We start from the raw sequence: 13,076 nt of genomic DNA on the forward strand, positions 1-13,076 counted from the left end.
CGGTTGCGGGTGTCGCATGCGTTTCATTCGTTGTTGATGGAGCCGATGCTCGAGGAGTTCGCGCAGGTGTGTGCGGGGGTCGAGTTCGGTGTTCCCCGTGTCGGTTTGGTGTCGAATGTGACCGGCGGTCTGGTGTCGGGGGAGGTGTGTGAGCCGGGGTATTGGGTGGGGCATGTGCGGGAGGCCGTGCGTTTCGGTGATGGTGTCGCGACCCTCGTGGCAGAGGGCGTGACGGGATTTCTGGAGGTGGGACCGGGGGGTGTGCTCACTGCCTTGGTGCCGGAGAATGCCGGCGAAGCACTCGCGGTGTCCGCACTGCGATCGGACCGGCCGGAGCTCGACACGATGCTCTCTGCGCTCGGCCGACTGCACACCCATGGCTTGCACGTGGCGTGGACCGCGCTTTTCCCGGCCGGGCACCGACGGCGGGTAGACCTGCCGACCTATCCGTTCCAGCACCGTCGTTACTGGCCGTCACAAGCGCCGCTACCCGCGGCCGGATCGCCCTCGAATGGCCATCCGCTCCTCGGCGCGACAGTCACTCTCGCCGAACCCGACACGCTGATCATGTCCGGCCGGTGGACCAGGCGGACGCACGCCTGGCTGGCCGACCACGAAATCTCGGGCACAGTGGTCGTGCCGGGTGCCGTGCAGGTCGAGCTGGCGCTCGCCGCGGGTGCTCGGGTCGGGTGCCCGCGGGTTGCCGAATTGACGATGGCGGCCCCGATGCTGCTTCCGGAGACAGGCGGTCTCGAGGTGCAGCTGGTGGTCGATCCGCCGACCGGCACCGGGGACCGCGGTCTGAGCCTCTACTCCCGTCGTGATGATGATTCACCCTGGACCCGGCATGCCACCGGTCTGCTGAGCGGTGACACCCGGTCCGGGGCCGACGCGGGCGAGATGTGGCCGCCCGCCGGCGCCGCCGCCCTGGCGGTGGATGAGCTGTACGCCGGATTCGCCGTGGCCGGTCTGCACTACGGCCCGTCGTTCCGTGGTGTCCGGGCAGCCTGGACTCAGGGTGGCGAGGTCTTCGCCGAGGTGGAGATCCCGGACGAGTTGGTCGATGCGGCAGGACGTTTCGCTCTGCACCCGGCACTGCTCGACGCGGCGCTGCACGGAGCCGGCGCGGCCGACCTCGGATCACTGGCTGAGGGCACCTGGCTTCCCTTCGCGTGGAACGGGGTGTCGTTGTTCGCTGTCGGCGCCGAGCGGCTGCGGGTGCGGATCACTGCGACCGGCACCGGCACACTGACCATCGCTGCTACGGATCCGGACGGACAGCCTGTGTTCCGGGTGGACACGCTCATGCTTCGCCCGGTCGACCGTCGGCAGCTGAGCACGACCGGCGATTCGCTGTTCGGTGTCGAATGGGCCCGTACGGCTGTGCCGATGGCAGCCGGGCTGCCGCGCCACTCCGGGTTGTCGGTGTTGTTCGATGACATCGATACGGGAGGCCGGATCCCGGCCCGGTTCGCCGTCGACTTCGCCTGCGCGCCCGCCGATGCCGACCTTTCGAGGTCGATCGTCGCGGCCACGCATCGTGCGCTGACAGCGATACAGCAGTGGCTCGCCGACGAGCGGCTCAGCGATTCCGAAATGGTCATCGTGACCAGCGGCGCAGCACTTGTCGGCGATGATCACAGCATCGATCCGGCCGCTGCCGCGGTGTGGGGGTTGGTGCGCTCGGCGCAGGCAGAGAATCCGGGCCGATTCCGGCTGGTCGACACCCGCGACGACCTCGTCGTAGTGCCGGAGGCGGACGAACCGCAGTGCGCGGTGCGCGCCGACGGCATCTACGTCCCACGACTCGTCCGGGTCCCCGCCTCCGAAGCGAGCCCGCTCGAACTGGACCCCGCCGGAACCGTGTTGATCACGGGTGGCACCGGCATCCTGGGTGCGGCGCTCGCGCGGCATCTGGTGCGCGCCTACGGCGTCGGCAATCTCGTGCTGACCAGCAGGCGCGGCCCGGATGCTGCGGGCGCGGCCGAGCTGGTGGCCGAGCTGGCCTCGCTCGGCGCCCTCGTTCGAGTTGTGGCGTGCGACGTGGCGGACCGCGACGAGCTCGCGGAGGTCCTGGCTTCGATTCCGACCGCGCACCCGCTGACCGCGGTCGTACACACCGCCGGTGTGCTCGATGACGGTGTGGTCACCGCGCTGACTCCGGACCGGCTCGACGCAGTGCTCGCACCGAAGATCACGGCCGCGGTCAATCTGCACGAGCTGACCGTCGATCATGATCTCGCCGCGTTCGTGCTGTTCTCGTCCGCGGCGGGCATCGTGGGTAACCCCGGCCAGGCCAACTACGCGGCCGCCAATGCGGCTCTCGACGCACTCGCGCACTATCGCGAACGCCGCGGCTCCTCGGCGAAATCACTGGCCTGGGGCCCGTGGGACGGCGGGATGGCGCTGGGACTCGACGCGTCGGCGAAGACCCGCCATGCCCGTTCCGGGGTCTTCGCGCTGACCGAGTCCGAGGGCCTCGCACTGTTCGACATCGCCCTCGCCCTCGACGACGCGGTGCTCATGCCCGCTCGCCTCGACCTCGCGGCGATGCGTGCCCAGCCGCAGGTTCCGGCTTTGCTGCGCAAGCTGGTGCCCGTGAGTAACCGGCGGGTCGCCACCGCCGGCGAAGGCGGCCGGGCGTTCGTAGGCCGGCTGTCCGGCCTACGGCCCGCCGAGCAGTCGGATGCGCTGTTCGAGCTGATCCGGGAGCACGCCGCGGCGGTGCTCGGGCACGATGGCATGCACTCGATCGAACGCGATGCGTCGTTCGCCGATCTCGGTTTCGACTCGCTGATCTCGGTGGAGTTCCGTAATCGGATGGGCGCCGCGACCGGTCTGCGCCTTCCCGCGACTCTGGTGTTCGACTACCCGGCGGTCGCCTCGCTGGCCCGGTATCTCCAGGGTGAGCTGTTCGAACGCCCGGCAGAGGGTGCGGTGCGCGCCGAATCACCCGCCGATCCCGCCGCCGAGCTCGGCGAACCGATCGCCATTGTCGGAATGGCCTGCCGCTATCCCGGTGGAGTGAGTTCACCCGAGGAGCTGTGGCAGCTGGTCCTGGACGGCACCGACGCGGTCGCACCGTTCCCCGACGATCGTGGCTGGCGGATCGCGTCGGGCCCGGACACGGTTCGCCACGGCGGATTCCTGTACGACGTAGCCGATTTCGATGCCGGCTTCTTCGGCATATCGCCGCGGGAGGCGCTGGCGATGGACCCGCAGCAGCGACTGCTGCTGGAGACCACCTGGGAGACGTTCGAGCGCGCCGGAATCGATCCGGCCACGCTGCAGGGCAGTCGCACCGGGGTTTTCACCGGCGTGATGTACCACGACTACACCGGTTTGGTGCAGGACGACGACGACCTCGTCGGCTACCTCGGTACCGGCGGCTCGGCGAGCGTGGCATCGGGCCGGATCGCGTACACGTTCGGTCTGGAGGGGCCTGCGGTCACGATCGACACGGCGTGTTCGTCCTCGCTCGTTGCGATGCATCTCGCCGCACAGGCATTGCGTTCCGGAGAGTGCACGCTGGCGCTGGCCGGTGGTGTGACGGTCATGGCCACTCCGGGTGCGTTCACGGAATTCTCGCGCCAGAGTGGTCTCGCGGCCGACGGCCGATGCCGGGCGTTCGCGGCGAGTGCTGATGGAACCGGATGGTCCGAAGGCGTCGGGGTGCTGCTCCTGGAGCGGCTGTCCGATGCCCGCCGCAACGGGCATCCGGTGCTGGCCGTGGTCCGTGGTTCGGCGACCAATCAGGACGGAGCCTCGAACGGGCTCACCGCGCCGAACGGTCCGGCGCAGCAACGCGTCATCCGTCAGGCCCTCGCCAACGCCGGACTGTCCACTGCCGACGTGGATCTGGTCGAGGCGCACGGAACCGGCACCACGCTGGGCGATCCCATCGAGGCGCAAGCCCTGCTGGCCACCTACGGCAGCGCGCGGCCGCACGACCGGCCGCTCCAGCTGGGTTCCCTGAAGTCGAATATCGGTCACACCCAGGCGGCTGCCGGTGTGGCAGGGGTGATCAAGATGGTGCAGGCGATGCGACACGGCATCATGCCGCGCACGCTGCACATCGACGAACCGACACCGCATGTCGATTGGTCGGCGGGCACGGTGGAGTTGCTCACCGAAGCCCGGACGTGGCCGGAATCGGCTCGCCCGCGCCGTGCCGCGGTGTCGTCCTTCGGTTTCAGCGGAACCAACGCGCATGTGATTCTGGAGCAGGTGGTCGCGACCCCGGTCGGCGAGCCCGCCGAACCCGAGGGGTTGCCGTCGGCCGTCGCCGTGCCGGTCTCCGGGCGATCGCCTGAATCACTACGCGCACAGGCCGATCGACTCGCGGCACTGCTCCGACACGATGCCTCGGTCGGTGCGGTCGAGCTGGCGCACGCTGCGGCCACCACCCGGTCTGTGTTCGACCACCGGGCCGTCGTCGTCGGCGATACGCGCTCCGAGATCGTCGCGGGCCTGTCGGATCTGGCGGCCGGTGAATCCGCGCCGGGGCTCGTCCTCGGCCGGGGGTGCGTTCGTGACGGCAAGACCGTGTTCGTCTTCCCCGGCCAGGGGTCGCAGTGGGCCGGCATGGGGCAGGAACTGCTCGAGCACTCACCGGTCTTCGCTGCGCGCATGGCCGAATGCGCTGCGGCGATGGACCCGATCTCCGGTTGGTCGCTGCTCGATGTGGTGCGCGGCGTCGACGGCGCGCCGCCGCTGGAGCGCACCGACATTCTGCAGCCGGTGTGGTTCGCGATGCTCGTCTCTCTCGCGCAGGTGTGGCGAGAACACGGAGTCGAGCCCGATGCCGTCGTCGGGCACTCGCAGGGCGAGCTCGCCGCGGCGTGTTTCGCGGGGGCGCTGAGCCTGCCCGACGCCGCCCGAATCGCCGTGCTGCGCAGCAAGCTGATCGCGGACCGGCTGTCCGGGCACAGCGGCATGGTGTCGGTCGCGCTGTCGGTCGACCAGACGCGGCGCCTGCTCGAATCCATCGGGTCCGTGCTGGATATCGGTGGGGTGAACGGCCCCGAGACGACGTCGGTCTCCGGTGGTACCGCCGCGCTCGACGAGCTGGTCGAAGCATGTGCGGAGCGGGGGATCCGTACTCGCTGGATCGGGATCGACTACGCCTCGCACTCGCGCCACGTGGAGCCGCTCGAGGCCGACCTTGCGGGACTGCTCGCGGGGATTTCGGCCCGGCCCAGCACGATCACGGTGTTCTCCACGGTGACAGGTGAGGTGATCGACGGCGCGGAGTTCGGCGCCGACTACTGGTATCGCAATCTCCGGCAGACCGTGCTGTTCGAGCCGGTGCTGCGCGCGCTCGTCGATTCCGGGTTCCGGTTCTTCGTGGAGGTCAGCCCGCATCCACTGTTGATCGCGGGAATCGAGCAGCTCGACGCGGATCTGATCACGGTCGGAACGCTTCGCCGTGATGACGGTGGCATGCGCAGACTGCTGACCTCACTCGCGCAGCTGCAGGTCGGCGGCAGGTCGGTCGATTGGCGGCCGGCATTACCGGAGACGGCCCGGCCGGTGTCGCTGCCCACGTACGCGTTCCAGCGCAGCAGGTATTGGCCGAAGGGCGGGCCGCGGCTCACCGATGCCGCGGGGTACGGCGTCAGCGCAACGGCCCACCCGGTGCTGTCCGCCGCGGTGGCCCTGCCGGATTCCGGTGCGGTGCTGTTCACCGGTCGTCTCTCACTCGAGGGTCAGCCATGGCTCGGGGATCACCGGGTGGGCGGCCTGGTGGTGGTGCCCGGCGCCGTGTTCGTCGAATTCGTGGTGCGTGCCGCGGATGAGGTCGGTTGTGCCCTGCTCGAGGAACTGATGCTCGAAGCTCCCCTGGTACTGACCGACGCGGTCCAGCTCCGGGTGTCCGTCGGCGAGCCGGCGGAATCCGGTCGGCGGGTGATCACCGTGCACTCCCGGCCGGAGGATGCCCTCGCCGACGAATCATGGACTCGGCACGTCACCGCTTCGGCGCGATCAGGTGGTGGCGAACCCGGCTCGGTGCTCACGGAGTGGCCGCCTGCCGAAGCGACGGTGCTGGATGTGGCGGAGCTGTACCGAAATCTGACGGCAGCGGGCCTGGAATACGGTCCCGCGTTCCGTGGGCTGCGGGCGGCGTGGCGGCGTGGCGGCGATGTTTTCGCCGAGGTGGTGCTGCCCGATGATCTCGCGGCGGACGCTTTCACCCTGCATCCGGCGTTGCTGGATGCCGCGCTGCACGGCGCGGCGCTGGGAGTGGACGCACTGCAGACGGCGGGCGTTCACGTTCCGTTCTCGTGGAGCGGAGTATCGCTGCACGCGGCCCGCGCGCGGGTGATGCGAGTGGGGATCACCCAGGTCGGCAACGGATTCTCGGTGCACATGGCCGACCCATCGGGAGCTCCGGTGGCGACAGTGGACCGAGTGACCCTGCGTCCTATCGCCACCGAGCAGCTCGCACCCCGGGGCCGCGCGGTCGATTCGATGTACCGGCTCGACTGGACCGAGATGACCGTGTCCCCCGCTGCGGGGCAGAGCCGTTCCTGGCTGGTGCTCGGTGACGACAGCCATGCGGCGAACGACGCGCTACGCCGCGACGGTGACGCAGTGCGCTGTGTCGCAGCTCTTTCCGATATGGACGTGGTGCCGGATACGGTACTGGTCACGGTCGCTGACACGGCCGATCCGGTGGTGGGTACACACGAGTCCGTCGGGCGGATCTGCGAGCTCGTTCGTGCGTGGGTAACCGATCCCCGCTACGCGCGGTCTCGCCTGGTGGTGCTCACCGAGTCCGGCAGCCTGTCCGGAGCGGCGGTGCTCGGCTTCCTGCGGTCTGTGCAGGCCGAACATCCGGGCCGGTTCACGCTGGTGGACTGGGATCGGCTCACCGGCGCGACGCTGTCCGCGGCGATCCGCACGGGCCAGCCGCAGACGAGGGTCCGCGGTGATCTGCTGCACACGCCTCGGTTGCTGCCCGCGACATCGGGTGAGAGACCCGAATTCTCGTGGGACCCGACAGGTACGGTGCTCGTCACGGGTGCCACCGGTGCGCTGGGGGCGGAGGTCGCCCGGCATCTGGTCACCGTTCACGGTGTCCGGGACCTGCTGTTGACGAGCAGGCGGGGCGCCGACGCCACGGGGGCCGCTGAACTGTCCGACGAATTGACCGGGCTCGGCGCATCGGTCCGATTCGCGGCATGTGACCTGTCGGATCGGTCGGCTGTCCGCGACCTGCTCGACGGCGTGCGACTCACCGGCCTCGTGCACGCGGCGGGCGTGCTGGATGACGGTGTGGTCACCGCGATGACACCGGACCGGATCTCGAAGGTATTGCGCCCCAAGGTCGATGCCGCATGGAACCTGCACGAGCTGACCGCGGGTATGCCGCTGACCGCCTTCGTGCTGTTCTCCTCTGCCGCGGGTGTTTTCGGCACACCGGGACAGTCGAACTACGCTGCCGCCAACGCGTTCCTCGATGAGCTCGCGAACCGGCGAGTGGCCGAAGGACTGCCCGCGGTGTCGTTGGCCTGGGGCCGTTGGGGTGCCGGAATGTGGGCCGGCGGTGCGGGCGACGCGGCGAACTCGTTGTCGGTGGCCGAGGGGCTGCGTCTTTTCGACGACGCGGCATCGATCGATGCGGCCCTGCTGGTGCCGATGCGTCTGCCCGTCATCGAGGGCCCGGTCCCGGCACTGCTGCGTGCGGTCGTGCAGGGTTCGGGCAGACGGGTGGCGGCCGGCGACGGCGAGCACTCGGATTCGCTGGTGCGCAGGTTGGCCCGGATGACCCCGGAACGCAGGCTCGAGGAGCTCGGCAGAGCAGTACGAGCCGAAGTGGCTGCGGTACTGGGACATTCGACGCCGGACGCGGTGGAGGCCGGACAGTCGTTCCGCGACTTGGGATTCGATTCCCTCGCCGCGGTGGATCTACGCAACCGGATCGCGATCCGCACCGGGCTCACTCTGCCCCCGACCCTGGTCTTCGACCATCCGAACACCACAACGCTGGCTGCCCATCTCGACCGCGAACTGGGGCTCGGCGCCGATGTGGGCACCGAACTCAGCGCGCATCTGGATCTGATCGAAGAGCTGCTGCGGGAACAGCAGTCGGCCGGATCGGATCATTCGAAGATCCGCGTGCGCCTGCGTGCGCTCGCGAATGCGGGCGGTGACGACGCGGTTGCGTCGCCCGAAGCCGCCGATCTCACCGCTGCTAGCGATGACGAGCTGTTCGACCTGCTCGACAACAACCTGGGGACAGTCTGATGGGGGATGGTATGGACGGCGACGACAAGCTGCGCACCTACCTTCGGCGCGCCACCACCGAAATGCTGCAGGCCAAGCAGCAGCTCGCCGAGTTCGAGGCGGCGACACGGGAGCCCATCGCGATCGTCGCGATGAGTTGCCGGTATCCGGGGGCCGTCGAATCTCCCAGCGATCTCTGGGATCTGGTTGACGAAGGCCGTGACGCTGTCACGGGGTTTCCAGCGGATCGTGGCTGGTCGGCTTTCACCGGCTCGCGTGATGGCGCGGGCGGTTTCATCGACGGTGCGGGCGACTTCGATCCGGAACTGTTCGGTATCTCGCCGCGCGAGGCCTTGGCGATGGATCCCCAGCAGCGACTACTGCTCGAGCTGTCGTGGGAAGTGTTCGAGCGGGCGGGAATCGATCCACTGTCGTTGCGTGGCAGCCGGACCGGTGTCTTCGCCGGGGTGATGTACCACGACTACGCGGCCGGTGCGGCGACTGTTCCGGACGAGGCTGCCGCCTTTCTGGCAACCGGCACCTCCGGCAGTGTGGCGTCGGGCCGAGTGGCCTATACCTTCGGGCTGGAGGGCCCTGCGGTCACCATCGACACCGCCTGTTCGTCCTCGCTGGTGAGCCTGCATCTCGCGGCGAATGCGCTGCGCAACCGGGAATGCGGGCTTGCCCTGGCAGCCGGGGTGACTGTGCTCGCCACCCCGAGCGTGTTCACCGAGTTCTCGCGGCAGGACGGCATCTCCCGCGACGCGCGGTGCAGGCCGTTCGCCGCGGGCGCGAACGGCACGGTGTTCGGTGAGGGAGCCGGAATGCTGTTGCTGGAACGGCTCTCGGACGCGCTGCGCAATGAGCACCCGGTATTGGCAGTGGTGCGTGGCAGCGCGGTCAATCAGGACGGTGCGTCGAATGGATTGACCGCCCCCAACGGGCCTTCCCAACAGCGGGTCATCTGGCAGGCCCTCGACAGTGCGGGGCTGTCCGCCGCCGACGTCGACGCGGTGGAGGCACACGGTACCGGCACCACCCTGGGCGATCCGATCGAGGCCCAGGCGTTGTTGGCGACCTACGGCCAGGACCGGGCGCATCCGCTCCAGCTGGGTTCGATCAAGTCCAATATCGGTCACACCCAGGCGGCCGCGGGTGTCGCCGGCGTGATCAAGATGGTCGAGGCGATCCGGCGCGGGGTGCTGCCGAGGACGTTGCACGTGGATTCGCCTACCCCGCAGGTGGATTGGTCCAGCGGTGGGGTGGAGCTGCTCACGGAGTCGCGTGCGTGGCCCGAGCTGGGTAGACCACGGCGGGCCGGGGTGTCGTCTTTCGGCGTTTCGGGCACGAACGCACACGTGATTCTGGAACAGGCCCAAACTCCCGCACCGCCTGCTGTCGATCGCCCCGATGCCGTGGTGGTACCGGTTCTGGTGTCCGCGCGGTCGAGGACCGTGCTGGCGGCGCAGGCCGCACGGTTGTCGGCGTTCCTCGACGGGTCGCAAAGCCGGACGGCGGATGTGGCGCATTCGCTGGCTGTGACACGCGCGAATCTGCCACATCGTGCGGTGGTGATCGGACGAGAGGTTGCCGAGCTGCGTTCGGGTCTGGCGTCGGTCACCGACCACGCCGGTGCGCCGAATGTCGTCACGGGTGTGTCTCGTCCAGGCCGGGTGGTATTCGTTTTCCCTGGGCAGGGCGCCCAGTGGGTCGGTATGGGGCGGGAACTACTCGGCTTCTCGGAGGTTTTCGCGGCGCGGATGGCCGAGTGCGCCGCGGTCATGGATGCGATGACCGGATGGTCCCTGCTCGAGGTGATCACGGCCGGCGACGAGGCATCGCTCGACCTCGTGGATGTCGTTCAGCCCGTGTCGTTCGCGGTGATGGTGTCGCTCGCGGCGGTGTGGGAGTCCTTCGGTGTGGTCCCCGAAGCGGTGGTGGGCCACTCGCAGGGCGAGATCGCCGCGGCATACGTGTCCGGAGCCCTGTCGCTCGACGATGCCGTGCGAGTGGTCGTCGGCCGCAGCAGGCTGATCGCGGAGCGTCTGGCAGGCCGGGGCGGGATGGTGTCGGTGGCTCTGCCCGCCGGGCGGGTGTCGGAACTGATCGACCGGTTCGACGGACGAGTGTCGGTGGCGGCGATCAATGGTCCAGAGCTGACCGTGGTTTCGGGAGAGAACACCGCTTTGGACGCACTGCTCGCCGAGTGCGCCGGCGCCGAGATACGCGCACGCAGGATCGAGGTGGACTATGCCTCGCACTCGGTGCAGGTGGACGCCATCTCCCCGGACCTGGCGCAGGTACTGGCAGAGATCACGCCGCGGGCTGGACGGATCCCGGTCTTCTCGACGGTCCGTGGCGAGTTGCTGGATGGAGCGGAGTTCGACGCGGCCTACTGGTTCGAGAATCTGCGGCGGCCGGTGGAATTCGCGGCGGCGATCGAGTCGCTGTTGCACGAGGGATACCGGTTCTTCATCGAGACCAGTGCGCACCCCGTCCTGACCTTCGGTGTCGAGCAGGTCGCCGAGGCCGTGGGCGCCGAGGTGGTCGCCGCCGGGACGCTGCGCCGTGCGGACGGGGGACCGATGCGGCTTGTCACCTCGCTGGCACAGGTCCATGTTCACGGGGGACCGGTGCGCTGGGATCCGCTGTTCCCGAGCAGCCGGATCGTCGAGTTGCCCACCTACGCGTTCGAACGCCGGCGGTTCTGGCTTGCGCCACAGGCGCCGGAAATCGCTCTACTGCAAGAAGATCCGGCATCAACTGCGTTCTGGCAGCACGTCGAAGCGCGCGATCTGGATTCCCTCGCCGGACTGCTGGACATCACCCCGGCCCAGGCCGGAATACCCGAATTCGTCACCGCGCTGTCGCAGTGGCGCCGCCGCACCCGGAGCGAGTGCGTCGTGGACACGTGGAGATACCGGGAGTCCTGGTCGCCGATCCAGCCGTCCGCGGCGCATTCGGGAACGGCGACGTGGCTGGTGCTGTCGAGGGCCGGGGCGGATAACAAGTCCTTCGACCCGGTGCTGAGCGCGCTGGAAGCGAGCGGGGCGCGACTGTTGACGATCGAGTTGCCCGGCGGTGTGATCGATCGACCCGCGCTGGCCGAGCGCTTCCGCGCGCTCGAGCGTGTCGAGGGCGTACTGGCCTTGGTCCCCGAGGAAGGGGGAGGCGCAGAGCTTTCCGGGCCACTTGTCTTTGCGTTGACAGTCGCACAGGCCTGGTTCGACGCGAATGTCGCAGGCCGCCTGTGGTTGTCGACCCGGGCGGCGGTCTCCACCGCCGAAACGGATGCGCCGGTCTCGCCGGAACAGGCACAGGTCTGGGGGCTCGGCCGGGTGCTCGCACTCGAGCACCCTCGGGCCTTCGGCGGCCTCCTCGACTGCGCCGCGGGTCTGGGTGACCAGGTTGCGCAGGTCGCCGCCGCGCTGCTGCGCTCGCCCAGCGAGGACCAACTCGCTGTGCGCGCCGACGGCGTCGAAGGACGACGCCTGATCCGGGCACCGCTGGCCGATACGCCGCGGGTGCGCGAATGGCGCCCGCGCGACACGGTATTGATCACGGGCGGTACCGGAGAAGTAGGCGCACATGTCGCGCGGTGGGCCGCGGAGGCGGGTGCCGCCCATCTGGTTCTCACCAGCCGGCGCGGGTCGCGTGCACCGGGTGCCGAGGCGCTCATCGCGCAGCTGCGGGCACTGGGCGCCGAGGTGACGATCGCCGCGTGCGACGTGGCCGACCGTGCACAGCTCGCCGCCGTCCTGGCGGCGATTCCGGCCACCACTCCGCTCTCGGCGGTAATCCATGCGGCTGGGGTCAACCACCGCGGCTCCGCGTCGGAGCTGACCGCCGCCGAACTGGCCGCCGTGCAGGCGGCCAAGGTCCTCGGCGCCGTGCATTTGGACGAGCTGACCACGGATCTGGACGCTTTCGTACTCTTCTCCTCCGGCGCCGCTTCCTGGGGCAGCACCGAGAACGCGGCGTACGCGGCGGCAAACGCGTACCTGGACGGACTGGCCCTGCGCCGTCGCGCCCACGGCCGACCGGCCACCTCCCTCGCGTGGGGCAGCTGGACCGGCGGGATGATCGTCGGGGCGGGAGATCTGCTGGCGCGTCAGGGAATTCGGGCCATGGCGGCGGATCAGGCCCTTGTCGCGATGGTGGCCGCCGTCGAACGGGACGAGGTCTGCTCGACGGTCGCGGACCTGGATTGGCGGCTCTTCGCGCCGGTGTTCACTTCGGTGCGGCCCAGTCCTTTGCTGGTCGCGATCCCCGAGGCGGCGCACGCGCTCGACGGAGGGGCCGACGTGGACGACGCCGATTCGGTGCGCGCGGCCCTGTCGGCCGAACTCGCCAAACACGCACCGCTGGAACGGGAACGCCGGTTGCTCGACCTGGTGCGAATCGAGGCCGCCGCGGTGCTCGGGCACAACGATCCGGCCGCGGTCGACCCCGACAGCAAGCTGCTCGACCTCGGACTGGTCTCGCTGACCGCGGTCGAACTCCGGAATCGGCTCGGTGCGGCGACCGGCGCGGCATTGCCCACCACGATCGTCTTCGACCACCCGACCGCGCTCGCCTTGGCGCGTTATCTGGCATCGGAGCTGGTGATCGAGCAGACGATCGAGCGACCGGCAGACCCGGAGGAAGCCGCTGTCCGGGAAGTGCTGCGCGAAATTCCGCTCGCCAGGTTGCGGCAGGCGGGACTGCTCGACCTGCTGCTCGACCTCGGCACGGGCGAGACCGACCTGCCCGAATTCGACGACGACAGCGAAGCCATCTTGGCCATGGACACCGACGAGCTTGTGCGCATGGCCTTCGAGCGCAGCGAACACGAGTGATGGGAAATA

General features: G+C 69.3%; 2 protein-coding genes. Both read left to right on the forward strand.

Annotated features, from left to right (window positions below; translation table 11 throughout):
• Nucleotides 1-45 precede the first annotated feature (45 nt).
• Entirely contained in the window at nucleotides 46-8,250 is an 8,205-nt protein-coding gene (locus tag ACFTS5_RS33375) for an SDR family NAD(P)-dependent oxidoreductase (protein WP_378639143.1), read from the forward strand.
• Complete coding sequence (locus tag ACFTS5_RS33380) at nucleotides 8,250-13,067, forward strand: type I polyketide synthase (protein WP_378639146.1); 4,818 nt, start codon at nucleotides 8,250-8,252, stop codon at nucleotides 13,065-13,067. Before ACFTS5_RS33375 ends, ACFTS5_RS33380 begins: the two co-directional genes overlap by 1 nt.
• Nucleotides 13,068-13,076 lie beyond the last annotated feature (9 nt).

It is taken from the genome of Nocardia sp. NPDC056952, assembly GCF_042674185.1.
Classification (GTDB): domain Bacteria; phylum Actinomycetota; class Actinomycetes; order Mycobacteriales; family Mycobacteriaceae; genus Nocardia.